29 protein-coding genes are annotated in these 26370 nt (G+C 64.9%); 5 read left to right on the top strand and 24 right to left on the bottom strand.

The features are described from left to right. Positions 1 to 142: 142 nt before the first annotated feature. The 7 genes from Q0D44_RS15300 to Q0D44_RS15270 all read right to left on the bottom strand — a co-directional run bounded on the left by Q0D44_RS15300 (position 143) and on the right by Q0D44_RS15270 (position 6978). A complete protein-coding gene (locus Q0D44_RS15300; protein WP_217672403.1) occupies positions 143 to 409 on the bottom strand; it encodes a hypothetical protein in 267 nt (88 codons plus the stop codon). Positions 410 to 507: 98 nt separating this feature from the next. After that, positions 508 to 1041 (bottom strand): peptide-methionine (S)-S-oxide reductase MsrA, encoded by a 534-nt coding sequence (gene msrA / locus Q0D44_RS15295; RefSeq protein ID WP_294137636.1) that lies wholly within the window; start codon positions 1039 to 1041, stop codon positions 508 to 510. Between the two features lie 41 nt (positions 1042 to 1082). Continuing rightward, entirely contained in the window at positions 1083 to 2789 is a 1707-nt protein-coding gene (locus Q0D44_RS15290; protein ID WP_294137635.1) for an AMP-binding protein, read from the bottom strand. A 137-nt stretch (positions 2790 to 2926) separates the two neighbouring features. Beyond that, positions 2927 to 3610, bottom strand: a complete 684-nt coding sequence (locus tag Q0D44_RS15285) for a DUF1013 domain-containing protein (RefSeq protein WP_119744336.1) — start codon at positions 3608 to 3610, stop codon at positions 2927 to 2929. A gap of 115 nt (positions 3611 to 3725) precedes the next feature. After that, entirely contained in the window at positions 3726 to 4754 is a 1029-nt protein-coding gene (locus Q0D44_RS15280; protein ID WP_294137634.1) for a glycosyltransferase family 1 protein, read from the bottom strand. A 160-nt stretch (positions 4755 to 4914) separates the two neighbouring features. Further along, positions 4915 to 5790 (bottom strand): UDP-2,3-diacylglucosamine diphosphatase, encoded by an 876-nt coding sequence (locus tag Q0D44_RS15275; RefSeq protein ID WP_294137632.1) that lies wholly within the window; start codon positions 5788 to 5790, stop codon positions 4915 to 4917. A gap of 156 nt (positions 5791 to 5946) precedes the next feature. Beyond that, complete coding sequence (locus Q0D44_RS15270) at positions 5947 to 6978, bottom strand: NAD(P)H-quinone oxidoreductase (protein WP_294137629.1); 1032 nt, start codon at positions 6976 to 6978, stop codon at positions 5947 to 5949. A 78-nt stretch (positions 6979 to 7056) separates the two neighbouring features. Here Q0D44_RS15270 and Q0D44_RS15265 point away from each other — a divergent pair, with 78 nt between their 5' ends. From Q0D44_RS15265 to Q0D44_RS15255, 3 genes are all read left to right on the top strand, one after another. After that, the gene (locus Q0D44_RS15265) at positions 7057 to 7254 is read left to right on the top strand and encodes a DUF1192 domain-containing protein (protein WP_006953215.1); all 198 of its coding nucleotides are present in this window, start codon (positions 7057 to 7059) and stop codon (positions 7252 to 7254) included. A gap of 156 nt (positions 7255 to 7410) precedes the next feature. Next, positions 7411 to 9741 carry an ATP-dependent Clp protease ATP-binding subunit ClpA gene (gene clpA, locus Q0D44_RS15260; protein ID WP_294137628.1) on the top strand — a complete coding sequence of 777 codons (2331 nt, stop codon included), beginning with the start codon at positions 7411 to 7413 and terminating at the stop codon, positions 9739 to 9741. Positions 9742 to 10657: 916 nt separating this feature from the next. Next, positions 10658 to 11287 carry a glutathione S-transferase family protein gene (locus tag Q0D44_RS15255; protein WP_294137626.1) on the top strand — a complete coding sequence of 210 codons (630 nt, stop codon included), beginning with the start codon at positions 10658 to 10660 and terminating at the stop codon, positions 11285 to 11287. Between the two features lie 183 nt (positions 11288 to 11470). Here Q0D44_RS15255 and Q0D44_RS15250 read toward each other — a convergent pair whose 3' ends face one another. Next, positions 11471 to 12205 carry a Bax inhibitor-1/YccA family protein gene (locus Q0D44_RS15250; protein ID WP_294137624.1) on the bottom strand — a complete coding sequence of 245 codons (735 nt, stop codon included), beginning with the start codon at positions 12203 to 12205 and terminating at the stop codon, positions 11471 to 11473. 125 nt (positions 12206 to 12330) lie between these two features. Here Q0D44_RS15250 and thpR point away from each other — a divergent pair, with 125 nt between their 5' ends. Continuing rightward, positions 12331 to 12873, top strand: a complete 543-nt coding sequence (gene thpR / locus Q0D44_RS15245; RefSeq protein WP_294137623.1) for an RNA 2',3'-cyclic phosphodiesterase — start codon at positions 12331 to 12333, stop codon at positions 12871 to 12873. Between the two features lie 9 nt (positions 12874 to 12882). Here thpR and Q0D44_RS15240 read toward each other — a convergent pair whose 3' ends face one another. From Q0D44_RS15240 to Q0D44_RS15190, 11 genes are all read right to left on the bottom strand, one after another. Next, positions 12883 to 13416 (bottom strand): superoxide dismutase family protein, encoded by a 534-nt coding sequence (locus Q0D44_RS15240; RefSeq protein ID WP_294137621.1) that lies wholly within the window; start codon positions 13414 to 13416, stop codon positions 12883 to 12885. A gap of 308 nt (positions 13417 to 13724) precedes the next feature. Beyond that, positions 13725 to 14801, bottom strand: a complete 1077-nt coding sequence (locus tag Q0D44_RS15235; RefSeq protein ID WP_294137618.1) for an OmpA family protein — start codon at positions 14799 to 14801, stop codon at positions 13725 to 13727. A gap of 201 nt (positions 14802 to 15002) precedes the next feature. Beyond that, positions 15003 to 15500 carry a DUF2793 domain-containing protein gene (locus Q0D44_RS15230; RefSeq protein ID WP_294137646.1) on the bottom strand — a complete coding sequence of 166 codons (498 nt, stop codon included), beginning with the start codon at positions 15498 to 15500 and terminating at the stop codon, positions 15003 to 15005. Positions 15501 to 15521: 21 nt separating this feature from the next. Continuing rightward, positions 15522 to 17711: a phage tail protein gene (locus tag Q0D44_RS15225; RefSeq protein ID WP_294137616.1), complete on the bottom strand. Its 2190-nt coding sequence runs from the start codon at positions 17709 to 17711 to the stop codon at positions 15522 to 15524. 12 nt (positions 17712 to 17723) lie between these two features. Beyond that, positions 17724 to 18089 (bottom strand): peptidoglycan endopeptidase, encoded by a 366-nt coding sequence (locus tag Q0D44_RS15220; protein WP_294137614.1) that lies wholly within the window; start codon positions 18087 to 18089, stop codon positions 17724 to 17726. Further along, a complete protein-coding gene (locus Q0D44_RS15215; protein ID WP_294137644.1) occupies positions 18086 to 18895 on the bottom strand; it encodes a DUF2163 domain-containing protein in 810 nt (269 codons plus the stop codon). Before Q0D44_RS15215 ends, Q0D44_RS15220 begins: the two co-directional genes overlap by 4 nt. Before the next feature lie 2 nt (positions 18896 to 18897). Continuing rightward, complete coding sequence (locus tag Q0D44_RS15210; RefSeq protein ID WP_294137613.1) at positions 18898 to 21228, bottom strand: DUF2460 domain-containing protein; 2331 nt, start codon at positions 21226 to 21228, stop codon at positions 18898 to 18900. After that, positions 21228 to 21779, bottom strand: a complete 552-nt coding sequence (locus Q0D44_RS15205; RefSeq protein ID WP_294137611.1) for a tail tape measure protein — start codon at positions 21777 to 21779, stop codon at positions 21228 to 21230. Before Q0D44_RS15205 ends, Q0D44_RS15210 begins: the two co-directional genes overlap by 1 nt. A 106-nt stretch (positions 21780 to 21885) precedes the next feature. Next, positions 21886 to 22083 carry a phage tail assembly chaperone gene (locus tag Q0D44_RS15200; protein WP_294137609.1) on the bottom strand — a complete coding sequence of 66 codons (198 nt, stop codon included), beginning with the start codon at positions 22081 to 22083 and terminating at the stop codon, positions 21886 to 21888. After that, positions 22080 to 22388 carry a gene transfer agent family protein gene (locus Q0D44_RS15195; protein WP_294137607.1) on the bottom strand — a complete coding sequence of 103 codons (309 nt, stop codon included), beginning with the start codon at positions 22386 to 22388 and terminating at the stop codon, positions 22080 to 22082. Before Q0D44_RS15195 ends, Q0D44_RS15200 begins: the two co-directional genes overlap by 4 nt. Further along, positions 22385 to 22792, bottom strand: a complete 408-nt coding sequence (locus tag Q0D44_RS15190; protein WP_119744352.1) for a phage major tail protein, TP901-1 family — start codon at positions 22790 to 22792, stop codon at positions 22385 to 22387. The genes Q0D44_RS15195 and Q0D44_RS15190 overlap by 4 nt, the downstream gene beginning before the upstream one ends. 54 nt (positions 22793 to 22846) lie before the next feature. Between Q0D44_RS15190 and Q0D44_RS15185 the strand changes: the two genes are divergently transcribed. Beyond that, positions 22847 to 23173, top strand: a complete 327-nt coding sequence (locus tag Q0D44_RS15185) for a hypothetical protein (protein ID WP_294137604.1) — start codon at positions 22847 to 22849, stop codon at positions 23171 to 23173. A 365-nt stretch (positions 23174 to 23538) separates the two neighbouring features. On the opposite strand, the gene Q0D44_RS15180 is transcribed toward Q0D44_RS15185, so the two are convergent. The 5 genes from Q0D44_RS15180 to Q0D44_RS15160 all read right to left on the bottom strand — a co-directional run bounded on the left by Q0D44_RS15180 (position 23539) and on the right by Q0D44_RS15160 (position 26205). Beyond that, the gene (locus Q0D44_RS15180) at positions 23539 to 23940 is read right to left on the bottom strand and encodes a DUF3168 domain-containing protein (RefSeq protein WP_294137603.1); all 402 of its coding nucleotides are present in this window, start codon (positions 23938 to 23940) and stop codon (positions 23539 to 23541) included. Then, complete coding sequence (locus Q0D44_RS15175) at positions 23937 to 24128, bottom strand: hypothetical protein (protein WP_294137601.1); 192 nt, start codon at positions 24126 to 24128, stop codon at positions 23937 to 23939. Before Q0D44_RS15175 ends, Q0D44_RS15180 begins: the two co-directional genes overlap by 4 nt. Further along, positions 24125 to 24661 carry a phage head-tail connector protein gene (locus tag Q0D44_RS15170; protein WP_294137599.1) on the bottom strand — a complete coding sequence of 179 codons (537 nt, stop codon included), beginning with the start codon at positions 24659 to 24661 and terminating at the stop codon, positions 24125 to 24127. Before Q0D44_RS15170 ends, Q0D44_RS15175 begins: the two co-directional genes overlap by 4 nt. Beyond that, complete coding sequence (locus Q0D44_RS15165; RefSeq protein ID WP_294137598.1) at positions 24661 to 24939, bottom strand: hypothetical protein; 279 nt, start codon at positions 24937 to 24939, stop codon at positions 24661 to 24663. Before Q0D44_RS15165 ends, Q0D44_RS15170 begins: the two co-directional genes overlap by 1 nt. Positions 24940 to 25086: 147 nt before the next feature. Next, complete coding sequence (locus Q0D44_RS15160) at positions 25087 to 26205, bottom strand: phage major capsid protein (protein WP_294137596.1); 1119 nt, start codon at positions 26203 to 26205, stop codon at positions 25087 to 25089. Positions 26206 to 26370 lie beyond the last annotated feature (165 nt).

Genomic DNA, 26370 nt, shown 5'->3' with positions numbered 1-26370 from the left:
CGCCGCCGTCGCTAGAAAAATCGTCGTCCTCGCCAATCGCCTCGTTGCCGAAAATCGAACTTGGTCCCCAATCCATGCTTGACCAACAAGACAGATGCTCGACTTCGCTCGAAACGAACGGGTCAAGGTGAAGTCATCGCGCTCAATCGCAATTATCGTAGCCCGCATCCTCGCACTGGCGGCGGCGTTCCTTGTCCGCCTTCTTGCGCGCCTTGCCATCGCGCGCTTCCTGCTCGCGCATCTTGCGGCCATAATTGCGATCGGATTCGTCCTGGCTGGTGGTCGCCCAGTCCGCCGCCTGCGCGCCCGCGCGCACCGGCATCGTCGCGATATCCAGCGCCGTCTTGGCGATACAGCCGGGCAGAGCCAGCAGCATCAGCGGCGCGGCCAGCATCAATATCTTGTTCATCATCAGTCCCCCGACTTGGTTCGCCGCCGTCCTGGCACAGCTGACCTTAACCGCCGCCTAATCAGGATGCCAAAGACGGCGAAGCGTGTCGCGGAAAATCAGCCGTCAATCTTGTCGGCAAAGCCCTTGCGCAGCTTGGCGAGCTTGGGCGGGATCACCGCCATGCAATAGGGGTTACGGTCGCCGACCCGGTCCCAATATTGCTGATGATAATCCTCCGCCGGATACCAGGGGCCGTCCGGCTCTATCGTGGTGACGATCGGGTCGTCATGGTCCGCCTGCGCCCGGTCGATAGCGACCTTCGCCTCTGCCTCCTGCTCAGGCGAATGGGGGAAGATGGCGGAGCGATATTGGGTGCCGACATCATTGCCCTGGCGATTGAGCGTCGTGGGATTATGCGTTGCAAAGAAAATGTCGAGCAGGTCGGCATAGCTGATGACGTCAGGGTCGAAGCTGATGCGGATCGCCTCGGCGTGGCCGGTCGTGCCGGAACAGACCTGTTCATAGGTCGGGTCGGACTTTTCCCCGCCGATATAGCCGCTCTCGACCGCGCTAACGCCCTTGAGATTTTGATACACCGCTTCAGTACACCAGAAGCATCCGCCTGCGAGTGTCGCGATTTCCTGCGCCATCTATCCATTCCTATCCATGTTGGCCACACAGATAGGAACGCTCAGGCCGCCGTTCCAGCCTCCGCCGTCATCGCCGCCGCTTTCGCCCGCTCCTCGGCCACCAGTTCCTTACGGGACAGCTTGCCGACCAGCGTGCGCGGCAGGTTCAGCCGCACCTCGACCTCGCACACCCGCTCATGTTTGCCCAGTTGCGGATTGAGCCAGTCTTTAAGCGCCGCGCCGTCAATCTGCGCATCCTCGATCAGGGTTACGAACGCCTTGGGCTGTTCACCGCGATAGTGGTCGGGAATGCCGATCACCAGCGCCTCCTTGACCATCGGATGATGATAGAGGACAGCCTCGACCTGGCTCGGAAATACCTTGAAGCCGCCGACGGCGATCATGTCCTTGAGCCTGTCGACGATGCGGACATAGCCATCTTCGTCTATCTCGCCCACGTCGCCGGTACGGATGAAATCGCCGATAAATACTTCGGCGTCGGCGTCCGGCCGGTTCCAATAGCCCTTCATGATCTGCGGTCCGGCGAACAGCAATTCACCTGGCTCTCCGGGCGGCGGCGGTTTGGTCGGATCTTCGCGATCGACCAGCTTGACCCGCGTCCCCGGCACCGGCTGCCCCACCGTCCCGGTCTTGTTCAGCCCCTCATAGGGGTTGGAACAGACGATCGGGCTGGTTTCGGTAAGGCCATAGCCCTCGATCAGCTTGGCGCCCGTCGCCGCCTCGAACCGTTGCCGCACTTCCAGCGGCAGCGGCGCACCGCCCGAAATACAGGCGCGCAGCGAGGAAAAGTCGATGTTGCGGATCGCGGGGTGATCCAGCAGCGCCTGGAACATGGTCGGCACGCCGGGCAGCGACGTCGCCTTCACCCGCTGCACCGCCGCCAGCACCTGCGCCGCGTCGAAACGGGGCAGCATCACCATCTCGCCGCCGTTCATCACGGTGCGGTTGAGGGTGCAGGTATTGGCGAACACATGGAAGAAGGGCAGCACCGCGATGATGCGGTCCTCCTCATGGGCGTGCGGGTCGATCGCCTGCGCCTGCCGCGCATTGGCGGTCAGATTCTGATGGGTCAGCATCGCGCCCTTGGGCGTGCCGGTGGTGCCGCCCGTATATTGCAGCAGGGCGATGTCCCGCTCCGGGTCGATCGGCGGCACGGTGCAGTCGCCCGCATTGGCGATCAGCCGGTCATAGCGCAACACGCGCGGATCGTCCGGCAGCGGCACGGACTCGCTCGCCTTGAACAGGCGGAACAGCACCGATTTGACCGGCGGCAGCATCTCCGCCACCGATCCGACGACCAGCTTCTCCAGGCTGCTATGGTCCAGCACCTGCAGCGCGGTGGGCAGCAGCGCCTTGGCCGACAGGGTGAACAGGATTTTCGTCCCGCTATCCTCGACCTGATGCTCCAGTTCGGCAGCAGTGTAGAGGGGAGAGAAATTGACGACGATCGCGCCCGCGATCAGCGCGCCATAATAGGCAGCGACATAATGGGGGGTGTTGGGCAGATAGAGGCCGACCCGGTCGCCCTTCTGCACCCCCATCGCCTGCAAGCCGCAGGCGATGCGGCGGATCTGCCCAAACATCGTGCCATAGCTGAACCGGCGACCCATGAAATCGATCATCGGCGCATCGGGGTGGGCCAGTGCGCTGGTGGTGACCATGTCCCCCATCGACATCGGGGCGAACGTCCGGTCCCAGACGGTGGGGTGCTGGTAATGCTCCCGCCAGATTTTTTCTATGCTCTCCATGAGGGAAGTCTATGGAGAATGGCTGCTTTACGCAAGCGTCAACCACAGCAAAAAGGGCCGCACCGGTTACCCGGCGCGACCCTTGAAAATGCTGCATTGCGGCGACTTACGGACGGCCGCCGAATGACGCTACGGCATCACACCGCGCCCTTGTTGTTGCTGAACGGATCAAGGATGGTGGCGACGCCGGAAATCAGTTCCGCTTCGCTGCGCAGAGCCTCATCAGCGCGCCGCGCATTGTCGTCACGCTCACGCCGCAGCTCCTCGATCAGCGCCGCACGGTCGCCATCCAGACGCGAATCGGTCGGTGCCTCGATGCCCAGCTTCTTGGCGGTCTTGGCCACCAGAGCGTCCAGTTCGCGCTGCGAACACAGGCCCAGCGTCACCGGGTCTTTGGGCGTGATGTTGGAAATATTCCAGTGGGTGCGGTCGCGGATCGCCGCGATGGTGGTGCGGGTGGTGCCGATCAGCTTGCCGATCGCGCCGTCCGACACTTCGGGATGGTTGCGCAGGATCCAGGCGATGCCATCGGGCTTGTCCTGCCGCTTGGACACCGGCGTGTAGCGCGGCCCCTTGGTGCGACGGACAGGCTCCGGGCCTTTCAGCATCTTGAGCTTGTAGTCGGGGTTCTGCTCGCCCTTGTGGATTTCGTCCATGGTGATTTCATGGGCGCGCACCGGGTCACGACCGGTATATTTGGTGCTGGCGGTATCGTCGGCGATCGCCTGCACTTCCAGGATGTGAAGCCCGCAAAATTCGGCGATCTGGTCAAAGCTCAGAGCGCTGTTGTCGACCAGCCAGCTGGCGGTCGCATGGGGCATGAGTGGCTGGGACACGGGAACATTCTCCGGCACAAAAACGATAAGGGCCGCCCAAGCAGGGCGGCCGCGACCGTCTGGAGATAGTCGATCATCCCCGCTGGAGCAAGGAAAAGCGTCAGGCCGCGCTATCCAGCCCCAACCGGTCAATGGTGTGCAGCCCCGCCAGGAACTCGCGCGCGCTGCGTTCCCAGCTGAAGCTACGCCCATAGGCGGCGCAGGCGGCCCGGTCACAGCTTAGCGCCCCGGCAATCGCCTGCCCCAGATCATCCGACAGCGCGCCGCTTTCCGGGGTCACAATGTCCACCGGCCCGGTGACGGGATAGGCCGCGACCGGCGTGCCGCAGGCCAGCGCCTCGATCATCACCAGCCCGAATGTGTCGGTGCGGCTGGGGAACACAAACACGTCGGCCCCGGCATAGGCGCCCGCCAGCGCCTCCCCGAACAATGGTCCCATAAAATGCGCCTCTGGGTAGCGCCGCTCCAGCGCCGCACGCGCCGGACCATCGCCTACCACCACCTTGGTGCCGGGATGATCGGTGGCCAGGAACGCCTCCAGATTCTTCTCCACCGCCACCCGGCCGACAGCCAGCATGATCGGCCGGGGCAGGTGGGCAAACAGCGCAGGCGGCGGCGCGTCAGGGGTGAAGGCGCTCAGGTCCACCCCCCTGCCCCATGGCAGCACATTATGCAGCCCATGGGCGCGCAATTGCGCGCGCACCGATCCGGTCGATACCAGCACCGCCTGCGCAGAACCGTGAAACCAGCGAATATAGCGCCAGAACCAGGCCGCAGGCAGGCCGGTGCGCTGCGCCACATAATCGGGGAAATGGGTATGGTAGGCCGTGGTGAACGGCACATGCTCGCGCAAACACCAGCGCCGGGCGGCCACGCAGAGCGGCCCTTCCGTCGCCAGATGTACCGCGTCAGGCCGGAACGCCGCAATCGCCTGCCCCACCACGCCAGGCCGCACCAAGGCCAGCCTTATTTCGGGATAGGTCGGGCAAGGAATGGAGCCATAAAGATCGGGCGAAATCACCCGAACCTCATGCCCCATCGCCTCCAGCTCCGCTTGGATCGTCTGGAGCGTGCGCACGACGCCATTGACCTGCGGGGTCCAGGCATCTGTGACGATCATAATGCGCATTTGGTTACTCCGTCATTGCAGGCGCTTCCGCACCCACCTCCGTTCGTTTCGAGCCCTTCGACTGCCCGCCTGCGGCAGGCGCTCTGGATAAACTACGTCGAGAAACATTGGCACAGCGCGTGAGACTTCTCGACTTCGCTCGAAGCGAACGGCTGTTGTTTTAGGCCGCCATCCGCGCCCGTTCGCCCTGCTCGGCCTGCGTCCGCGCGGCGATCTCGTCAGCCCAGTGCAGCACTTCCATCCGTCCGCAATCATGCTCGACCAGAGCGGTGCAGCCTTCCACCCAGTCGCCATCATTATAATAGGCCACGCCGCCAATCTCGCGCATTTCCGCGTTATGGATATGGCCGCACACCACGCCATCGACGCCGCGCGCACCCGCTTCATGCGCGACCACTTCCTCAAACTGGGAAATGAAGGACACGGCATTCTTGACCTTGTGCTTGGCCATCTTGCTGAGCGACCAATAGGGCAATCCCATACGCTGCCGCACCGCATTGACCACGACATTCAGCCGCATCAGCGTGGTGTAGGCAGCGTCGCCGACAAAGGCCAGCCAGCGATGCGCCAGCATGATCGTGTCGAACTCATCGCCATGCAGCACCAGCAGCTTGCGCCCGTCGGCAGTCGTATGGATCGCCTTGCGCCGAATTTCCACGCCGCCGAAATTCATGCCGGTGAACTGGCGGAACATTTCGTCATGATTGCCGGGAATATAGACGACCCGCGTGCCGCGCTTGGCCCGCTTCATCAGCCGCCACACCACGTCATTGTGACTGGCCGGCCAGTAAAAGCGCTTCTTCAGCCGCCATCCGTCAATGATGTCGCCCACCAGATAGATGGTGTCGCTGTCCACATTGTCGAGGAAATCGATCAGCATCGCCGCGTTGCAGCCGCGCGTGCCAAGGTGGATGTCGGAAATCCAGATGGTGCGAAACCGGCGACGCTCACCTTGCGTCCGTTCGGGCACGGAAAATGGCTCTGCGCCGTCCTCCGGCAGGTCCGCCAAAAATGGCAGGCGCGTGATGGCGTTCATGATGCGATCCCCAAAGACTGATGCCCTCAGGACCGGTTCCCTAACGCCGCAATGTTACAGTTCCGAAGGGATTATGACGGAAATGCTACGGTTTGCGGGGTTTTCTGCTCCCCCTCCCGCCTGCGGGAGGGGGTTGGGGGGTGGGCCGACGCACCCTCAAACCACGAGCACGATCTTCCCGAAATGCTCGCCCGCATCCATCCGCGCGTGCGCCTTGCTCGCATCCGCCAGCGCAAAGCGCTGATCCATCGCCGGGCGTAACTTGCCGTCCTCCACGAACGACCACACCGTCCGCACCAGTTCATCCGCGACCAGACTCTTGAACCCCACCGACCGCGCCCGCAGCGTCGATCCGGTGATCGTCAGCCGCCGCTGCATGATCGCCGGAATGAAAATCTCCGCCTTCGCCCCGCCCAGCACCGCGATCGACACATGCCGCCCATCCTCGGCCAGGCACTCCAGGTTGCGCGGAAGATAATCGCCGCCGACCATGTCCAGCACCGCCTGAACACCCTGCCCGCCGGTGATGCGTTTCACCTCCGCGACATAATCCTGGGCCTTGTAATTGATCGCCTCGTCCGCGCCCCACGCCTTGGCAGCCGCGCATTTCTCGTCCGACCCGCAGGTGACGATGATCTTCACGTCGAACAGGTTGCACAGGCGGATCGCCATCGTGCCGATCCCGCTGGTCCCGCCATGGACCAGTACCGTGTCGCCGCCGACAGCATAGGCGCGCTCGAACAGGTTGGTCCACACGGTAAACAGCGTCTCCGGCAGCGCCGCCGCCTCGACCATGTCATAGCCGTCCGGCACCGGCAGGCACTGCCCCGCAGGCGCCACCGCATATTCCGCATAGCCGCCACCCGCCAGCAACGCGCAAACCCTCTGCCCGACCAGCAACTCCGCCCCGCGCCCCGCCGCCACGACCGTGCCGGACACTTCCAGCCCCGGAATGTCGGAAGCGCCGGGCGGCGGCGGATATTTGCCCTGCCGTTGCAGCACGTCGGGCCGGTTCACCCCGGCGGCGGCGACGCGGATCAGCACCTCGTCATCGCCCGGCACCGCCACCGCGCGCCGCTCCGGCACCAGCGCGTCAGGACCACCCGGCACGCGAATGGCAATCGCCATCATCTCGCCCGGTACGCGGTTGCCATCGGCCATCATCGCTTCCCCCAAAAACACGCTCATGCTGCACCGCACCAAAATCGACAGGCAGAACGAGCGCCCTTATTGACAGAGTGGCCCGCAGGGTCAACATTACGCTTTATGGACAAGGATGATGATCTCCCCCGCCGGGCTGACGATCCACTGGCCCGGCTGCACGCGCAGGATCTGGACCCCTTGTCCGTGGCTGAACTGGACGCCCGCATCGCCGCCCTCAAGGCGGAAATAGCGCGGACAGAAGCGAAAATGGAATACGCCGTTAACCATAAGGCAACTGCCGAGGCGTTATTCAAGCGATGAACCCGCGCCTTGCCCCACGCACCCATTTGACGGGTTCTACCGGGCACGGTCAGTCTGGCAATTCCGCAGGTCGGGACGCACGTCTTGATCCGGCGTCGAGCAATGCCGACATAAGGTTCGATACCGCCCTCTCATCGGGCCAGGAGTAGAACAGACATGCCCTCTTTCGCACCCGCTCTGGAAACGACCCTGCACAATGCGCTGACCCATGCGTCGGAACGCAAGCATGAATATGCCACGCTGGAGCATCTCCTACTGGCACTGATTGATGACGAACATGCGTCAAAAGTGATGCAGGCGTGCGGCGTGGAAATCGGCGAACTGGGCGACGCCGTCACCCAATATCTCGATACGGAACTGGACAGCCTCAAGGTGGAGGGCGCGTCCGACCCCTCCCCCACCAGCGGATTCCAGCGCGTGGTCCAGCGCGCCATCCTCCATGTGCAATCGTCCGGCAAGGATGAAGTGACCGGGGCAAACGTCCTCGTCGCGCTCTTTTCCGAACGCGAAAGCTATGCCGTCTATTTCCTGCAACAGCAGGATATGAGCCGTCTCGATGCCGTGAGCTTCATCAGCCATGGCGTCGGCAAGGGTACGCCCGCGCCTGAGCGTCAGGAGACCAAGGGGGCAGCCGAAGAGGAGAAGAAGGTGCAGGACGGCAAGGGTAAGAAGGACAGCGCCCTCGATCAGTTCACCGTCAACCTCAATGAGAAGGCGGCGCGCGGCAAGGTCGATCCCCTCATCGGGCGCGCGTCGGAGGTGGACCGCACCATCCAGATCCTGTGCCGCCGCTCGAAAAACAACCCGCTCTATGTCGGCGATCCCGGCGTCGGCAAGACCGCGATTGCCGAAGGTCTGGCGCGCAAGATCATCGAGGGCGAAGTGCCTGACGTCCTCAAGGAAGCCGTCATCTACTCGCTCGACATGGGCGCACTGCTGGCCGGCACCCGCTATCGCGGCGATTTTGAGGAGCGGCTGAAAGCGGTCGTCACCGAACTGGAAAAGCTGCCCCACGCGGTCCTGTTCATTGACGAAATCCACACCGTGATCGGCGCTGGTGCGACCAGCGGCGGCGCGATGGATGCGTCAAACTTGCTCAAGCCCGCTCTGTCGGGCGGCACGATCCGTTGCATCGGATCGACCACCTACAAGGAATTCCGCAACCATTTCGAGAAGGACCGGGCGCTGCTCCGGCGCTTCCAGAAGATCGACGTCAACGAACCCACGATCGAGGATACGATCAAGATCCTCGCCGGGCTGCGCTCCGCGTTCGAGGAGCATCACCACGTCAAATATACGCCCGACGCGATCAAGGCGGCGGTGGAACTGTCCGCCCGCTACATCAACGACCGCAAATTGCCGGACAAGGCCATAGACGTGATCGACGAAGTCGGCGCGATGCAGATGCTGGTCGTGCCAAGCAAGCGCAAGAAGGTGATCACCCCCAAGGAGATCGAACTGGTCATCGCGACCATGGCCCGCATCCCGCCCAAGACCGTGTCGTCCGACGACAAGAGCGTGCTGGAATCGCTGACCACGGACCTGAAGCGCGTCGTGTTTGGCCAAGACAAGGCGATCGAAGTGCTGTCCAGCGCGATCAAGCTGTCGCGCGCTGGCCTGCGCGATCCCGACAAGCCGATCGGCAACTATCTCTTCTCCGGCCCCACTGGCGTCGGCAAGACGGAGGTGGCGCGCCAACTCGCGACCCTGCTCGGCATCCCGCTCCAGCGTTTCGACATGTCGGAATATATGGAACGCCACTCGGTCAGCCGCCTGATCGGCGCGCCTCCGGGCTATGTCGGCTATGACCAGGGTGGCCTGCTGACCGACGCCGTCGACCAGCAACCGCACAGCGTCCTGCTGCTCGACGAAATCGAAAAGGCGCATCCCGACCTGTTCAACATCCTGTTGCAGGTGATGGATAATGGCCGCCTGACCGACCATCACGGCAAGACCGTCGATTTCCGCAACACCATCCTCATCATGACCACCAATGCCGGTGCGTCGGACATGGCGAAGGAATCGATCGGTTTCGGCGAACTGACCCGTGAGGATGTGCAGGAGGATGCGGTGAAAAAACTCTTCACCCCCGAATTCCGCAACCGCCTCGATGCGATCGTCCCCTTCGGCTATCTGCCGCCGGAAATCGTCGCCCGCGTCATCGACAAGTTCGTCCTGCAACTGGAACTGCAACTGGCCGACCGCGACGTCCACATCACCCTGGATCAGGACGCCAAGGACTGGCTCACCAAGAAGGGCTATGACAAGCTCTACGGCGCCCGCCCGATGGGCCGCCTGATGCAGGAAAAGATCAAGCAGCCGCTGGCCGAGGAACTGCTCTTCGGCAAGCTGGTCCATGGCGGCGAAGTCCATGTCCATATGAAGGAAACCGATGGGGTTGGGGCCCTCGCCTTCGAAATCACCCCCGCGGCCCCCAAAAAGGGCAAGAAGGGCGGCAAGGCCAAGGCGAGCGAAGGCACGAAATAAGCGCGATGACCGACGCAAACGAAAAGGGCGGCCCGCAAAGGCCGCCCTTTTTCATGCCCCCCACCAAAATCCCCTAACCTCGTCATCCCCGCGGAGGCGGGGATCCATCTCTCACCACGCATCTCGATTGGCGATGACAGAGGAAGTCAGGTCGCTAACCCAATATCGGTGAGTAACGGACGGGCTGCTTTAGCAACAACGGGCGCGATATTTGCTGTTAGGGAGGTGGCATTTCAACTGGTTTAGGGATCGAGCTTAGAGCAACAGGGAAGCTTGGGTCCGTCTTTATTCGGTTTTCCCATTCGTTTCGTTCGATCAACCCGAAATGCCCTTGTGGAAGATTGCGTTTCAAACAGGCCTGAGCCGCCTCAGCGGATTGTTGAGGGAGGAAATATGCGGCCTCACCACCATCGGTGATGCCTCCATGTGCGCCTAACAAAGTCACTCTGCACCTATCAGCGAAAACCGGAATCTTCCTGTGAAAATCGGCGATATAGTCACTTGCTAGGCGCTGGCTGTCCCAAACCCATTTTGTAGTGCCAAATTGCATCTCGATTATCGGGGCAGCCCCATCTCTGCACGACGACGCAAAAAGCGGCAGGAGTGTAAGGTAGACGCTAAATCGAAAGCTGCCATCCTTTCCCAAGTCATGCCTCCCGTGAACAAGTCTCTTGGGCCTAATTTCAGCGATGCCCGGCAAGCATCGTCAACGACAGCTTTCGGGAAACCCGATCAGCCTTAACAATGCCCACCTTTGCTCGTTAGCAGCCCCCTCATCATGCCGGGATTGACCCGCCATCCCTCTTAATCGACCATCCGCATATGTCGGAACCAGCCCTCCACCAAATCCCGCTGGCCCCGTCCCCACATTTCCGCCACCCTCTCCCCAACCGCCCCGCCAAAGGAGAGCTACGCCGTGCCAGACACCCTCACCCTCTACACCAACCCCATGTCGCGCGGGCAGATTGCCCGCTGGATGCTGGAGGAGGTCGGCGCGCCCTATGACACCGTCGTCCTCGACTATGCGACGAGCATGAAGGCCCCTGACTATCTCGCCATCAACCCAATGGGCAAAGTCCCCGCGATCGTCCACAACGGCATCATCGTCACCGAATGCGCCGCCATCTGCGCCTATCTCGCCGACGCCTTCCCCGCCGCCAACCTCGCCCCGCCAACCAGCGCACGCGGTGCTTATTATCGCTGGCTCTTCTTCGCCGCTGGCCCTGTCGAAGCCGCCATCACCAACAAGGCCATGGGCTTCGTCCTGCCCGAAGGGCGGGATCGCAGCGCGGGCTATGGCTCGCTCGACGCGGTGCTGGACACGCTCGAACAAGCGGTATCGGGGACGACATGGATTTGCGGCGACCAGTTCACCGCCGCCGACGTCTATGTCGGATCACAGATCGACTGGGGTCTGGCCTTCGGCACCATGCCGGAACGCCCCGCCTTCACCGCCTATGCGGAGCGCCTCCGCGCCCGCCCGGCTTACCAGCGCCAGAAGGAGATCGACGGCGCCCTGATCGCCGCCATGCAGAAGCAGGCCTGATCTCCACCCCCACCCCGTTCGCTTCGAGCCTAGTCGAGAAGCAAGCAGCGCTGCATCGACGCCAGGCGCGCCTCGTTTCTCGACTGCGCTCGAAACGAACGGATGTTGGTGCAAAGCCATAACAAAAAAAAGGCCCGGCGGAGATCACTCCGCCGGGCCTTCCTTATCTCGCTACCGCGCCGATCAGTCGCGATTGCCCATGAAACGCAGCAGGAACAGGAACATGTTGATGAAGTCGAGATAGAGGTTCAGCGCCCCCATGACGACCGACTTGCCCATCATGTCCGTACCCGCGACATGCGCATAGATGCTCTTGATCTTTTGCGTGTCATAGGCGGTCAGGCCCGCGAACAGCAGCACGCCGATGAAGCTGATGACCAGGTCCATCACGCTCGATTTCAGGAACAGGTTGATCAGGCTGGCGACCAGCAAGCCAACAACACCCATGATCAGGAAGGTGCCGAAGCCCGACAGATCCTTCTTGGTCGTATAGCCAAACAGGCTCAGCCCCGCGAAAGCCGCCGCCGTCGCAAAGAAGGTCTGGCCGATCGACGTGCCGGTATAGACCAGGAAGATGGACGAGAGCGACAGGCCCATCACCGCGGCATAGGCCCAGAACAGCCCCTGCGCCGCCGCCGTCGACAGCCGGTTGATGCCAAAGCTCAGCACCATCACGAACACCAAAGGCGCGAACATGATGACATATTTCAGGATGCCGGGACCGCCCAGCACCTGCAACGCCAGCCCGCTCGACGCAAACAGCACCGCGACGATGCCCGTCAGCAGCACGCCGCTTGCCATATAATTATAGACCGACAGCATATAGCTGCGCAGACCGGCGTCGTACGCCGCACCCTGTGCGACGCTAGGACCGCCAAAGCCCGCAATATCGGAACGGGGATCAGACCAGTTGGCCATGAAAATTCTCCTTCGTCGGCGTCACTGTCGCCGCTGCATCCATTATCGGCTGTTATGCTCCGATATTCAAGCGCTCTCGTAACCACACTGGTCTAACGCGCGGTAAAGCCTATAGTCGCCGCGTCATGCACCGCCTGTTCGTCGCCATCCGCCCGCCGGCCAGCCACCGCGCGCAGCTGCTTGCGCTGATGGGCGGGATCGCGGGCGCCCGCTGGCAACGCGACGACCAGCTGCACCTGACGCTGCGCTTCATCGGCGAAGTCGACCGGCATCGCGCCACCGACATCGCCTATGCGCTGCGCACCATCCGCTTCGCTCCGTTCGACGCCAGCGTCTCAGGCGTCGGCGCGTTCGACCGTCGCGGCGTGATCGATACGCTCTGGGCCGGGGTCCAGCCGCGCGATCCGCTCGCCAGCCTGCATCGCAAAGTCGATCGCGCCTGTATCGCGCTTGGCCTGCCGCCCGAAGAACGCGCCTACCTGCCCCACATCACCCTCGCCCGCTTTGGCCGGACGGGCGCATTGGTCGATCCCTTCCTCGCCGCCCACGCCGCGCTGACCAGCCCGCCCTTCACGATCGACAGCTTCGCCCTGTTTGAAAGCCGCCTCGGCCATAACGGCGCGAGCTATCACATCGTCGAGGATTATGGGCCAGGCAGCCCGGCCTGAACGCCGGTCCTAACCCGCCGCCAACACGCCGCAGGCGATCCGCCCGCCCGCATTGCCCGCCGGGTCGCTCTTATTGTCGTCGGCCTGCGCATGGATCACCACCGCCGCGCCATCGGTATCCAGCAAGGGCTTCGTCCCACTGCTGATCGTCCCGCCGGCAATGACATATTCGATCGCGCCGGTGCCGTCCGTTCCGACCGTCATATTGGGCATATCGCCCATATGCGCGCCCGCCGGATTGTCCATGCCATGCTTGCGCCCGGTCGGGTTCCAATGTCCCCCGGCGCTGGCAAAATCGGGCGCGGTGCAGGTGCCGGTCATATGGACATGCACCGCATGAATGCCCGGCGTTAGTCCCTGCGCCTTGACCAGCACATGCAGCCCATCCGCCGCCTCGGTCACGCTGGCAGTGCCACGCGCGGACCCATCACCTGCTGTCAGACTGGCACTGGCCGTTGGCGCAGACGGTCTCGACCCGGTCGTCGCACAGGCCGATGCCGCGACAGTCAAAGGCAAGGCGAGCAATATCGAGGCAAATTTCATGACAAACTCCCGGAGGTCGGCGAACATAGCAGCGAACGCCGCAACGGCGCATTTGTTGCCGAGCACCACCGGTCTGTCACCGCATTTCTGTCCTGCAAAATCCTGCCAAGTGCAGCCAAACCTATGGCCACACATACCACCGTTCGCTTCGAGCGAAGTCGAGAAGCCACAATCGCACTACCCCGCGCGCTACAAAACGGCCAATAGTCCGATCCGCACGCCCAACGCCACTCAGCGCAACGAAAAAGGGGCCGGTCTTTCGACCAGCCCCTTCATCTGCTTTCCAACCTTGCGGAAGGGAAAGTCTCTTACATGCCCGAACCGGGACCGTAGGTGATTTCCACGCGACGGTTCTGCAGTTCGCGAACGCCGTCGGCGGTTTCGACGCGGGGGTTCGATTCACCGAACGCCTGGGTCGTCATGACGCCATCAGGGATACCCTTAGAAGCCATGTAAGCCTTGACGGCGTCAGCGCGACGCTGCGACAGGCCGACGTTGTACGAGGACGAACCCGACTTGTCCGCATAACCCGCCAGCATGACCTGGGCGCTGCCGCAGTTGCTGTAGGCCGAAACCGCGTTGTCCAGGATGGTGGCGGCGTCAGGCGTGACGTCCGACTTGTCCCATTCGAAGAACACGATGTACGGTCCGGGGCTGCACTCTGCCACTGGCGGCGGAGGCGGCGGCGGGGGAGGCGGCGGGGGAGGCGGCGGCGGCGGGGGAGGCGGCGGAGGAGCAGCCGGTTCGCCGAAGTTGTAGGTCAGACCCAGCAGCAGGCTGTGGGTGCGCAGCTTGGTGTCGGCGGTCGAACCGGCCTGGCCATAGATGCTCTGATAAGCCGGGATCAGCTTGATATCGTCCTGGTTGAAGAAGCGATACTTCAGCGAAACGTCAACATTGTTGGTCACCGGATAACGAACGCCGGCGATTGCCTGCCAGGCAAAGCCCGTGTCGCTGTCGTTGACGATGTCCGAAGCAACCTTGGCGCGCGAAACGCCGACGCCGCCGCCGACGAAGCCCTGCAGGCCGTCATCGGAACCGAAGTCCAGCAAGCCGTTCAGCATGAACGAGAGGGCCGAAGAGGCACCGCCAAAACGGCCACCGGTCTTGTCGAAATCAATCTTGGCGCGCTTGTAAGCGGCTTCGGCTTCCAGGCGGAAACCGCCAAAGTCATAGCCGATATTGGCGTCGAAATCATAACCCTTATGATAATCGATCGACGGGACCGGACGGCCGCCGGGAGGGACTGCCGAGAAGGTCATGTCCTGGTCTTCGACAATCATTACACCGGCATCAACGCCGACGTACCAACTGTCGTCACGTGCCATGGCCGGGGTGGCCAAAGCAGTGGTAGCAAGAGCAGCCGCGAGGGCAAGCTTCCGCATCTGAATTCCCCTTTCAAAAGTGTCACGAAGGACTGCTGAAACCCTGTATCGGGAAGAAAGTTTCATGGCAAGTCCACAAATAGTGAAACCGTTGCAAAAATAACGCAGTAGGGTTCCTCGGAACCCCCTGTGAGGCTATTTGCATGGTTCACTCAGCTAATAGCGAGACGACATGACAATAAAAAGTAAATTCGGACAAATTTAGCTTTCGATCAGCCCATGTGTCCTTAAAGCAACGAGTATGGCGTCCAGTGTAGTGCGCGCCTCTGCGTCAATCGTCGCGCCGCCCGTTGGCGCGGCAATCGCCCCCTGCCGCCCGCCGACCACTTTCTCCCCGTCCAGATACAGCCCATCCTCCCGCACCAATGCGTCCCGCCACAGGCTTCCGTCATAAAAAAGCGCATGACCCCGGTCCGCCACATCCATCGACAGCCCGGCACGCGGCACCACAAAGCGCCAGCCGCCCTCGCTCCTGCTGGCAACGCATCCCTCCTGTCCGGTCCAGGCGCCACTCGCGCCTGCCGCCACGATCCAGCATTGCCCAACCGTCGGCGTCGCAGGCGGCGTCGCCACATCCGCGCTCTCGACCCTGCCGTGCAGCAGCGCATCGATCCGCACCAGCGCCTCATTGTGGAAAATTTCCTTCTGCGCCTGCCCCGCAAACAGCATCGGCATCGCCCATCGCGCCGTCATGTCCATCACCATCGCTCCCGTCCCAAATCAAATCGTGATCCCGATCACCCCCGCCCGCCCGGTCGCAAAGGTGCCGACCTGCCGCACCTCCACGCGCAGCGCGCCATCATGCCCGGCACCACTATCTGCCGCGATCATCGCCGCGTCATAGGTCCAGCCCGGCAACACCGTCTCGGCACTGCGCACCACGACATCGCCATCCAGCACCCGCACCGCATAGCGCTCACTCTCTTCGCCCAGCGGCACATCGCCGCCGCTGCTCCAGCGCCATCCCGCACGGCTGCGCCGCGTCCAGCCGATCACCCAACCACCGCTCACCGCCCGCGCCGTCAGATGCACCGGAGCCGGCGGCACCAGCGCCTCGCCCGTCACCGCCACCTCGGCCACCACAGGCTCCACATCGCCCAGCCCGATCGCCGACAGTTGCACCGTCCCGCCAACCTCGCCCGCCACGCCCAGCATCGCCAACGGCTCGACCAGCCGTTCCTCCTCGACCAGCAGGAACGCCTCGCCCGCCGCATGGTCCGCCATCGCCCATTCGGTCCCGCGCAGCCCCCGGCGCAAATCGGTCAGCCGATAGCTCGCCTCTCCCGTCTGCACCGCCGCGCCAAACTGGATCAACTCGCGCCCGACCAGACACAGGTTGCGCCCCTGCGCCAGCCCCGCCTCATCCGCTGACAATAATTCCATATCCGCCGCCAGCAATGTCACCCGCATCGCGTTCTGCCCGTCCACCATCGCCACGCTTCCGGGCGGCAGCGCAGTGTCCGCCACCCCAATCACCGCCCGCGGCGCGCTCCGGCCGATCGGCACAGCCTCGCCCGTCCCGCTCATCGCAAACAGCGCCGCGGTGCGCCAACCCGCCCCACCGCTCGCCGCAGCCACCACCAGCGGCGCATTCGCCACCCCTTCGGTCAGGCGCGGCAAGTCGGCCAGCATAAGCGTCGTTACTCCATGCGGCGCATCCACCTGCCGCACGATCGCGCCGGACGACGCGCCGCCCGGCATTACCCCGCCAGCCCCCGGCACCCGCCGCAGCGACAGCCGCACCGCCATCGCCTCCCACTCGCGCTCCTCGATCCGCCATAGCCCCGGCGCATCGACCACCCGCACCACCATGCCCGGCGCCAGCCCCAGCGCCGCCCAGCCGCAACGCAGCACCATCGTCGCCCGCCCGGTCCAGCCACTCGCCAGCCGCTCGCCCGCCAGCCCCCGCGCCGCATCCGCCGCCAGCACCGCAGGCAGTTCAATCCCGCGCTCGCTGCGCCCCGGCCCCGGTCGCGTCACCCGCTGCACCCCCGCCTGATAATCGCGCGCCGCATCATAATGGCGCAGCGACAGAGCCACCGGCACGCCATCCGCCGCCCCGCCGGACTGCTCCACCGCATCGACCGCCCGCCCATTGACCCGCGCCGCCAGCACGCGGGAACCAATCTCGTCCGTGCTCTCGCCCGCCGCCATCAGCGTCAGCCCCTGCAACGCCAGCCCATGCGCCTCGACAAGCGGCGTGATAGCCTCGCGCACATCCGCCCCGCTCGCCGCATAGCCCTCGACACTGGCCAGCCCGGCCCCGCCAATCCGCCCCGCACTCACTGCCGCCGCAATCGCCCCGATCGCCACCGCCCCCTCGTCCGCTTCCACCTCGAACGTCAGCGACGGGATGCGATTGCCATAATCCTCCAGCGCCAGATCCTCGAACAGGACATAGGCCAAGCCGCGATGCGCTGGCGTCTCCCCCACGCCCTGCGCCGCCGCGATCAGCGGATCGACCGGCTGATCCTCGCCGCCCGGATGCACCCGGAACGCCGACACCGCGCTCTTGAAGTCCCCCGCCGCCCCGCGCAGCAAATTGCCATCGGCCCAGATCCGCCCGATCGACCTTATCCTGCGCGCTGACAAAGCGACCGCAAAACTCGCCGCATAGCTGTAACTGGTCACGCTCGGCCGCCCCTTGCCGCCACCACTCTTGCTTTTCGTCTCGCGCAGGTCGGTCGCCCAGATCACCGTCCCCGCGACCCGCATCGTACCGAACAATTGCGGCACCTGTGTCCCGTAACTCGACGTCTGCACCTGTAATTCATTCAGCCGCGGCCCTTCCCGCCCCTTGGGCTTGAACAGCACCCCATGGTCAACCGCATTGCCGATCAGCGCCCCGATAGCCCCGCCGATCGGCCCGCCAATCACCGTGCCCACCGCACTCAGCACCACCGTCGCCATGACACACTCCTTCTATATCGCCCGCCACCAGCCAATCACCGGCCAGGGCGACGCCCCCGGCATCTCGACCACCCGCCGCAACCCGGCATGGGCATGGACAAAGCCGCCCGGCACACAGATCATCAGATGCAATTGCAACGGCCCCGGCCGCACCAGCGCCACATCGCCAGGCTCACCACCCGCCACCGGCACCAGCCCCGCCGCCCGCAGCCAGCCTTCCGCCCGCCCGACATCGCCACTGCGCAACCCATAAGCGCAAGGCGCACCCCGCCCCAGCGCCAGCGCCACCAGCCCGACGCAATCCACGCCGCTGTCGCTTCGCCCATGCAATCGAAACGGCACGCCCACCAGCGCCCGCGCCCGCTCCACCACGCTCATGCGCCGGGATAGCGGGTCAGCAAATCCATCCCCGGCAAATAAGGCTCACCGCGAAAATTCACCCCGTTGCCGAACCGCCCGGCGCAGGTCGCCATCTGCCGGTCGCACCCTTCCGTCAGCAACGCCAGCGTCCCCGCCGCCACCGCAAAGGCCGGCGGATCGGCCAGAGTCACCCCGTCCACCCCATTATCCACCACTGCCTGCACCAGGCCCGCATTGGCCCCGCCCAGCCAGCGCAACGTCCCGAAAGCATAATCCCCCGCCACCAGCCCGCCGACAGCAACCTCAGCACCATCAACACCGGAAACCGCCACCACCCGCCGCCGCCCCGCCAGATCGACCCGGCACGCCCGGTCGCCCAGGCTCGCGCGACAATCGGGCGATGTCGACGGCGCGACCGCCGCCCCAAGCACCGCCGCCGCGCCGATCAGCTCGGCACTGAACGCCGCCCCCCTGCGCGCCACCGCGCCAATCTCGCCCCGCGCCAGCGACAGCCACAGATCGCCCGGTGCCTCCCACTGCGTCAGCCACAATTCCAGCGCCGCGCCATCCCAGCGCCCCGCCATCAAATCCGTCTCGCTGATCGCATCGCTGGAAAGCGCACCCGCCAGATCGCTATCCTCCCCGTCCAGCCCGATCCCGCTGCGGATCGCCGACGGCGTCATCCCCGGCGCGGCGCGATAGGTCAGCCCGCCAATCGCCAGATCGCGATCATGGCTGGTCAGCCCGATCGTCACCCCGTCCCGCCGCTCGATCCGCCAGCAAAAGGCCAAAGTCACCAGCGGCTGCTCCAGCGCCTCGATCATGCTCATTCGCGTATCTCCACCAGCGGCACCGACGGCGCTTCCCCCGCCGCAAAGGTCGCCCGGTTGATGTCCAGCCGGTCCTCGGCAAAGCGCACCGGCACGTCGAAGCGGAACCCGGCGGTCAGCAGCACGCCATCGGCAGGCGCGTCGTCAAAGGCGATGATCCCCATCCCCTCATGGCTCCACCCGCCGACCATCTCGACGCCATTCGCCGCCACCCGGATCGTCCCCGCCACTGGCCGGGTGATGACCCGCCCCTGCGCATCCTCCCCCGCACCATAATAGCGCATCAGCTGAAACGCGGCCTGCACCCCGTCGCCCACGCCCAGCCTCTGGTCCATCGGCCCCGGCGCCTGCCCCATCGGCCCGCTGCGATCGTCATAGGGATCGCTGAATCGGAAGCCCCGCGCCGCGCCCCGCCTTGCCCGGAAAAAGCCGATCAGCGTCGCAATGTCCGCTTCGGACCGCACCCCCGGCCCCGCATCGAAGGACAGCCGCGCATCCGCCCAGTCGCTGCTCCGCCGCTCATGCCCGGACGGGCTTTCGACAATCTGCGTCGAAAAGGTCGGCGACAGGCTCGCCTCCCGCCCAATGGCCAGAGGAAACAGCACATCATCAAAGGCTTGCATCCCATCCTCCCCATTGATCCTGAACGCGACAAAGCCATCGCGGCACACTTGCGGCAGCGCCCAGACAAAGGTCGCTGCCGTCCCCCGCGCCACCGACGCCTGCGCCGCCGCCGCAATCGCGCACCACTGCCCCGCCTGGCTCCCCAACAGCACGAACCCCGCCAGATAATGCTGCGCCTCCACCGGATAGCCCAGCCGCGCCGTCGCCAGCTCCACGCCCCGCGCGGTCAGTCCCGGCCGCCCCTCGGTCACCCAGTCATAATCTTCCAGTTGCAGCACATCGAAGGCAGGCGACGCCCACCCCACCGGCATGTTCGCCCGCTTGGCCTCTGGCGCACGCGGGTCGAGGATCGTCGGCAGATAGGCCAGCAAATGCGTCACCGCCCCCGGCGCGACCGCCTTCACCGCCGCGCACAGGGCCGCCGTCGATGCCGCCAGCACCGCCCCCGCCTGATCCAGCAAAGCGCATTGCGCCCCGTCCAGCGCCCCCCAGATGCTCGCAATCGACACCGGACTGCCGCCAAAGGCCGCCCGCGCCGCATCGTCATAGATGCATATCCGCCCGTCGCCCGGCTCCACCCACCACCAGGGTTCGCCCACCTGAAACAGGATCGGCAGTCCCGCTTCCAACCCAATGAAAACAAAGGCACCGGCTACCGCCTGCAAATAAGCCATCGCCCCGCCATGCGCAGGGGACAGCAAGGTCGAAGGCGGCACCCACCCCGTCAGCGCCGGATCGCCATTTTCCGCCCGCTGCTTCCAGTCGTTCCAGCAATGCGCGTCGAACAGTTCGTAGGAGAGCGACCAGATGACGTCGAAACCCAGCGCCTTGGCCCGTGCCGCAAAATCCCGATGCCACGCCGCGCACGGCGCGTTCAGCACGCCCCCCGCCAGACTGACGTAAAGCCCACTGCCAACCCGTTCGAGCCGGAAATAATGGCTCATCCCGACATAATGGTTGATCGCCCCGCGATAGCCCAGCGCATGGATGGCCGCGACCACTCGTTCGGGCGTCTGGTTGAAACAATCATCATAGCCCGTCGCCATGGCCAGCCCATGCTCCGGCACCATGACGTCACCCACCGCCAGCACGGACCCCGCCCCGTCGCACGCCATCTCCGAAAGCTCAGCCCAGCCCTCGACAGCCGCGGCAAAGGCCGTCTCCCCCACACCATAATCGGGCGGCACGAGCGATATGAACATCCGGTCCACATCTCCCGCCCACACCGGATCGGCCTCGCCCGGCAGCAGGAAACCGCCATCCAGCGCGGCAAAATCCAGCGTAATCACTGCATCTTCCGGCCCGCCGCTCGCATAGTTCCACAGCCGCACATACCAGGCGCGTGGATTCCCCGCCGCGTCCCGCCCCTCGATCGTCAGCGTCGGCCCATGCGTCTGGTCCAGCTGGCGCAGCCCCCCGCTCCGCCAGCGAAACCGCAACACACAGTCCCGAAAATCCCGCGCGGTCTCATAGGCCAGCAACGGATGGCTCCACCCGTCCGCCGCCTCCCAGATCAGCCCCGCCAGATCGCCCGACCCGTAAAAGACCGCATCCACCCGCAACGAATCCGCCCCGGTCGTGATCACGCTCGCCATCATCGGGCGCGGGAAATTGACGGTCCAGTGGGTCGGCGCAAAGCGCTTCATCCAGCGCGTCTCCTGCCCCCGCCGCGCATCCGCCAGCCAATAGTCGATGCCCGCCATCAGCCCAGCGCTCCCTTCACCGCCCGCGCCACCTGCCGCGCACTGCGCGCCAGCAATCGCGCCTCGCTCTCCTGCCCCCGGCCATTCACCGCGATGCTCACCCGCACATCCCGCGCGCCGCCGCCATGCGCGACAACCTGCCCGCTGCTCGTCGGCACGAACATTTCCGGCCCGCGCTCGCCGACCATATAGGCCCGCCCCGGCGTCACCGGCCCGCCAGTCGCCCGCCCCGGCAGCCCCAGCGCCGACGTCAGCAACGACGCCCCCAGATTGACGAGACCACCCCCGCCACCGGCACCATTCATCGCCGTCCGCAACGCACTCGCTGCAATCTCGTCCAGCACCGACAGCGCGATCCGCCGCAAATCCTCAAAGCCGAACTTGCCCGTCCGAACCGCCCGCAACAGCCCCTGCTCGATCCGCCGCCCGGCTTTCTCGGCCCCGTCGCCCAGCGGCCCCTCAATCCCGGCCCGCATCGCCTCCACGTCCCGGCTCAACCCCTGCGTATCCGCCCGAACCCGCACCACCAGCGTCTCGATTTCCTCGTCCACCAGCGCCTCCCATCAAAAAAATACCTTCTCCCCGGCGGGGAGAAGGATACGAAGCCTTGGCAGCTTGCTGCCTAGGCGCAGTTGGAAGAGGGGGTTCAACGCCAGATCAATCCGGGAACATCGCCCGCAACCGATCCAGAACCGCCCCATCCACCCCCGCATCCACAACCGCATCCCCCCGCGCCGCCCGGAGCACCACCGCCAGCTCCGCAGGCGTCGCGCGCCAAAACTCATCGGGCCGCCAGCCCAGCAGCCACCCGGCCACCCCCGCCAGCCGCGCCGCGCCCTGCGCAAAGCCCGTCATTTTCCCGCCAATATCTGCTGCAAAATCGCCTTCAGCACCGGCGTCACCTTCGCCAGCCCGACCGCCAATATCGCCTCGCCCAGCGTATCGCGATCCATCCGGTCCCGATCGACCAGGCAATGCCAGAACAAAGCCACCAGATCGCCCAGCGACAGCTTCCCGTCCGCCGCCCGCTCCACCAGCGCGAACAGCGGCCCCAGCTCCGCCTCCGCCGCCACCAGCGCGGCAAAGCTCGGCCGCAACGCCAGCACGTCCCCGCCAATCTCCAGCGCGGCCTCGCCCCGCGCCTCGTTCACGCCACTCATTCCGACACCACCGCGCCGGAGCTTTCCAGGCTCAGCGCATAATTGCGCTCGCCATTATAGTCCCCGGCATAGTCCAGCCGCGTCACCAGAAAGCGCCCGCGCATCCGCTCGCCGCTCTCGAAACTCAGCTCATAATCCTCGATCGTGCCGGACAGCGCATGATTGCGAATGCGCACCTCCGCCGCCGATCCGGTGAACAGCCCCGCTGCCGACACGCTGACCGATCGAACCCCCGCCCCCGACAGCAATTCGCGCCACCCGCCCGAATCCTTGGACGTGATGTTCACCGCCTCGCCATTCACGGACAATTGCGTAGTGCGCATCCCCGCCACGGTCGCATATGTTGCCGGAATGTTGCCATCCCCCACTTTCAATAGAAACGCACTTCCCTTTTCGACGCCCATGGCGCATCCTTTCTTCCGATAAAGCGTGCAAAACGCTGGTTAAGGAGAGTCTCAATGATCTTCATCGCACCGCTCATGTTGCTGGCCGCAGCCGCCGCTCCCGCATCCGATCCTGTCGGCGCGGGTCGCAAGGCCTATTCGCAATGCCTGTCGGCCCAGATTCAGCCGGGCCTTGAAAAGAAGCTGACGCTCGGCGATTTTCAGTCCGACATGAAAAAGACCTGCGCCGCCAAGGAAGCCACCTTCCGCGCCGCAATCGTCGCTGCCGACAAGGCCGACGGCATGTCCGAAAAAGCCGCGCAAGCCGACGCCGACGACCAGATCGCCGAATATGTCGACAAGATCACCGCGGAATATGAGGACTATAACAAACCAGGCTGACGCGCAGTCGGCCAGGATTGCACGCCCTCCCAATCCTCCCCTGCAAGGGGAGGTGTCAGCGCGGAGCGATGACGGAGGGGTGTCCCGCTATCGTCAGGGCGACAGCCCTCCGTCTGGCCTGCGGCCAGCCACCTCCCCTTGCAGGGGAGGATTTTCAGAACAGATCAACCTAAACCCTCTCTCCCCACCGGGGAGAGATACGAAGGCTTGGCAGCCTGCTGCCTAGCCGCAGTTGAGAGGGGGTACGATGCCCCCAATACCGTTCGCCCTGAGCCTGTCGAAGGGCCGTTCTTCTTCGCGAAGAAGGACAAGGCTTCGGCAGGCTCAGCCCGAACGGATGTTGAATAAAACGAAAATATAATCGCTCACCCCTCCCGCACAGCCCGCACCCGATAATCCACCACCGCCGTCCACCCACCACCCTGCCGCGCCGCCCGCGCCACGCGCGACCGCACCAACCGCGCCGTCACGATCCGCCAGCCCTCGCGCACCGCCACGCCCGCCAGCACCGGGTCGATCCGCGCGATCATCCCCGCCAGCCGCCCCGGCGTTTCGCCACCATCATGCAGCCCGATCGTCAGCCGCAGCTCGCGCCCCGCCACATCCTTGCCGCCCCAGTCCGCGCCGATGCATTCGCCGACCACGCCATAGGGCAGGCTGGCCCGCACCGGCTCGCCGTCGAACAGGCCGTTCAGCCCGTCCATCAACGCGCTATCCGCCCGCAGCGCGTCGATCACCGCCGCGCGCACCGCCACTTCAGCGCTCATAACCCGCCCCTCCCCGCTTCCCGCAGCGCCAGATCCCGCCACCAGCGCGCCACAAGGCCGCGCCCGGACACCCGCACCGCATCGCCCTCAATCGCCACCGCAACCCCGACCTCTTCCAGCCCCGCCGCCACAGCCGCCCGCCTGCGCGCCGCCCGCTGCTCCACCATCCGCGCCAGCGCCGCCCTCATCGCAAACGCATCCGTCGCCAGGGTCGCCACAGCGCGCTCACCACCGCAGGCGGCGCGGCGCTCTCCGTCCCGCGCGCAGAAAAATGCTCTGCCGCCAGACGCACGATCCCCTGTCGCAATGCTTCGGGCAGGCCGTTCATCTCGCTCGCCATGCCCGCCGAATAGCGCACCATCAACCGCCGCCGGTCCCCCGCGCGCGTCGATCGCACCCACCCCTCGCCCGCGGCATCAATGTCGATCGCATAGCCATCGACCGGCAAGGCCACCGCCGTGCCATCCGCGTCCACCGCCTCGACACTCTCGATGGTCACCACCGGCCGCGCCGCCAGCCGCTGCCAGCTCCCGTCGCCCGCCACCGTCTCGCGCGCGCCCCGCACGATCAGCCATTGCCCGACAAATTGCTCGCACAAGGCCGCCGCGCTCCGCAGCAACCCGGTCAGCACCCCATCCTCGCCACTCGTCTCGATCCGCAAATAGGCCTTCAGCTCGGCCAGCGACGCCGCCAGCGCCCCGCTCTCATCCTGCGCCAGCATCAGCGTTCCTCCACCCGAAATGTCACCGATCGCTCGTCCACCTGCCCGTCGGACAAGGTGACCCGGTTGGTCAGCCGATACAGATGCCCGACCAGCCCCCCGCTCACCCGCACGCTGGCCCGCGCTGCCTCAAAAGCCGACGCCTCGACGCTCAGCCCGCCCGCCTCGACCGGCTCCACGCTCCACGCACTGGCAAGGATCGTCTGCCCCGCCAGATGGGCCGACCAGTCGATGCCATGATCGATGCTGCTATCGGCATCCTTCAGATACAGGCTCATCGCTGCTTGCTCCCCACAAACAAAAAGGGGGAAGGCCAAACGCCTCCCCCCCAAAAAACCTTCTCCCCTGGGGGGAGAAGGATACGCAGCCTTACTGGCGCAGCCAGTTAGGCGAAGTTGGAAGAGGGGGAACCACCCCCTCGCCCGTCAAGAAGCCGCAAACTTCATCAACTTAATCGCCTCGCTATTGGCCACAGCCCCGCCGATCCGCTTGACCGCATAGAAATGCACGAACGGCTTGTTGCTGAACGGATCGCGCAAAATGCTGGTGTCGCTACGCTCGGCAATGACATAGCCCGCCTGGAAATTGCCGAAGGCGATCGACAGGCTGCCCGCACTGATGTCCGGCATATCCTCGGCCTCCACCACCGGATAACCCAGCAAAGTTGCGGGCTGCCCGGCACTCAGCGAAGGCTGCCACAGAAACGCGCCATCGCTCGTTTTCATCTTGCGGATGGCGCTCAGCGTCGCGCTGTTCATCACGAACGACGCGCCCTGCCGGTAGGGCGCCCGCAGGCTCTGCACCAGATCGATCAGCCGGTCCTGCGGGTTGGACGCGGCAAAAGCCCCCGCCGCGCCCGACGCCACATATTGCAGCGACCCGAACGCCCGCACAGCGTCCGCTTCATTGGTGGTCGTATAGGTCAGGAAACCCTTGGGCTTGTTGGTGCCATTGCCGTTGATGAAGGCGGCGCCCTCCGCCACCGCAAATTCACGGGCAATCTCGCCCGCCAGCCAGCCCTCGACATCGAACTGCGCATCGTCCAGCATCGCCTGGCTGGCCGCCGGATTGGCGAACAATTCGCCCGACGGCGGCGCGATCTCGTTGAAGCTTGGCGTCCCCGTCTCGCCCCGCGCCCCCGTCTCGCTGGCCCAGCCCGACACGATCCCGCCCGCGCTCACCAGCTTGCGATAGCCCGCCGTCCCGGTCCGCACGACATTGGCGATCGTGCGAATGGGCGAAATGCTTTTGAGCGTCGCATCGATCAGCTGATCAATCTCCCGCGGCACCGCATAACCGCCGGTCGCACCGCTCGCGCCGGAAAAGCTCTTCAGCTCCACCCCCGCTTCCTGCCCTTGCCGCAAATAGCGATCGACGAAATTGGCGCGCGCCGGATCAACCGCCCCGCCCTTCACCCCATCGAGCGCAGGCCGCTGCATAGCCACCCGCATCGCACTCAAATCCGCCTCCAAAGCCGCAATCCGCTCCCCCTGAAGCACCACATCAAAGCTCCCCTCCAGAGCATCCGCCACGCCGTCCGTCATGTCATTCTCCCGCTAGAAAACACCAAAAAGGGCGGCCCCGGTGGGACCGCCCTAAAACTCTCAAAACCTTCTCCCTTGGGGGGAGAAGGATACGAAGCCTTGCCAGCTTGCTGGCTAGGCGCAGTTGGATGAGGGGGAAGCGCCGCTTGCGTCACGCACCCCGAC

The organism is Sphingobium sp. (assembly GCA_023266575.1).
Taxonomy (GTDB): Bacteria; Pseudomonadota; Alphaproteobacteria; order Sphingomonadales; family Sphingomonadaceae; genus Sphingobium.
This window is presented reverse-complemented; position numbering and strand designations above follow the sequence as displayed.

Bases quoted from the DNA above. Each gene is read 5' to 3' on its own strand.
- Q0D44_RS15300 (WP_217672403.1), bottom strand. From the start codon at position 409: ATGAACAAGATATTGATGCTGGCCGCGCCGCTGATGCTGCTGGCTCTG.
- msrA (WP_294137636.1), bottom strand. From the start codon at position 1,041: ATGGCGCAGGAAATCGCGACACTCGCAGGCGGATGCTTCTGGTGTACT.
- Q0D44_RS15290 (WP_294137635.1), bottom strand. From the start codon at position 2,789: ATGGAGAGCATAGAAAAAATCTGGCGGGAGCATTACCAGCACCCCACC.
- Q0D44_RS15285 (WP_119744336.1), bottom strand. From the start codon at position 3,610: ATGCCCCATGCGACCGCCAGCTGGCTGGTCGACAACAGCGCTCTGAGC.
- Q0D44_RS15280 (WP_294137634.1), bottom strand. From the start codon at position 4,754: ATGCGCATTATGATCGTCACAGATGCCTGGACCCCGCAGGTCAATGGC.
- Q0D44_RS15275 (WP_294137632.1), bottom strand. From the start codon at position 5,790: ATGAACGCCATCACGCGCCTGCCATTTTTGGCGGACCTGCCGGAGGAC.
- Q0D44_RS15270 (WP_294137629.1), bottom strand. From the start codon at position 6,978: ATGAGCGTGTTTTTGGGGGAAGCGATGATGGCCGATGGCAACCGCGTA.
- Q0D44_RS15265 (WP_006953215.1), top strand. From the start codon at position 7,057: ATGGACAAGGATGATGATCTCCCCCGCCGGGCTGACGATCCACTGGCC.
- clpA (WP_294137628.1), top strand. From the start codon at position 7,411: ATGCCCTCTTTCGCACCCGCTCTGGAAACGACCCTGCACAATGCGCTG.
- Q0D44_RS15250 (WP_294137624.1), bottom strand. From the start codon at position 12,205: ATGGCCAACTGGTCTGATCCCCGTTCCGATATTGCGGGCTTTGGCGGT.
- thpR (WP_294137623.1), top strand. From the start codon at position 12,331: ATGCACCGCCTGTTCGTCGCCATCCGCCCGCCGGCCAGCCACCGCGCG.
- Q0D44_RS15240 (WP_294137621.1), bottom strand. From the start codon at position 13,416: ATGAAATTTGCCTCGATATTGCTCGCCTTGCCTTTGACTGTCGCGGCA.
- Q0D44_RS15235 (WP_294137618.1), bottom strand. From the start codon at position 14,801: ATGCGGAAGCTTGCCCTCGCGGCTGCTCTTGCTACCACTGCTTTGGCC.
- Q0D44_RS15230 (WP_294137646.1), bottom strand. From the start codon at position 15,500: ATGGACATGACGGCGCGATGGGCGATGCCGATGCTGTTTGCGGGGCAG.
- Q0D44_RS15225 (WP_294137616.1), bottom strand. From the start codon at position 17,711: ATGGCGACGGTGGTGCTGAGTGCGGTGGGCACGGTGATTGGCGGGCCG.
- Q0D44_RS15220 (WP_294137614.1), bottom strand. From the start codon at position 18,089: ATGAGCGTGGTGGAGCGGGCGCGGGCGCTGGTGGGCGTGCCGTTTCGA.
- Q0D44_RS15215 (WP_294137644.1), bottom strand. From the start codon at position 18,895: ATGATCGAGGCGCTGGAGCAGCCGCTGGTGACTTTGGCCTTTTGCTGG.
- Q0D44_RS15210 (WP_294137613.1), bottom strand. From the start codon at position 21,228: ATGGCGGGCATCGACTATTGGCTGGCGGATGCGCGGCGGGGGCAGGAG.
- Q0D44_RS15200 (WP_294137609.1), bottom strand. From the start codon at position 22,083: ATGACGGGCTTTGCGCAGGGCGCGGCGCGGCTGGCGGGGGTGGCCGGG.
- Q0D44_RS15195 (WP_294137607.1), bottom strand. From the start codon at position 22,388: ATGAGTGGCGTGAACGAGGCGCGGGGCGAGGCCGCGCTGGAGATTGGC.
- Q0D44_RS15190 (WP_119744352.1), bottom strand. From the start codon at position 22,792: ATGGGCGTCGAAAAGGGAAGTGCGTTTCTATTGAAAGTGGGGGATGGC.
- Q0D44_RS15185 (WP_294137604.1), top strand. From the start codon at position 22,847: ATGATCTTCATCGCACCGCTCATGTTGCTGGCCGCAGCCGCCGCTCCC.
- Q0D44_RS15180 (WP_294137603.1), bottom strand. From the start codon at position 23,940: ATGAGCGCTGAAGTGGCGGTGCGCGCGGCGGTGATCGACGCGCTGCGG.
- Q0D44_RS15175 (WP_294137601.1), bottom strand. From the start codon at position 24,128: ATGAGGGCGGCGCTGGCGCGGATGGTGGAGCAGCGGGCGGCGCGCAGG.
- Q0D44_RS15170 (WP_294137599.1), bottom strand. From the start codon at position 24,661: ATGCTGGCGCAGGATGAGAGCGGGGCGCTGGCGGCGTCGCTGGCCGAG.
- Q0D44_RS15165 (WP_294137598.1), bottom strand. From the start codon at position 24,939: ATGAGCCTGTATCTGAAGGATGCCGATAGCAGCATCGATCATGGCATC.
- Q0D44_RS15160 (WP_294137596.1), bottom strand. From the start codon at position 26,205: ATGACGGACGGCGTGGCGGATGCTCTGGAGGGGAGCTTTGATGTGGTG.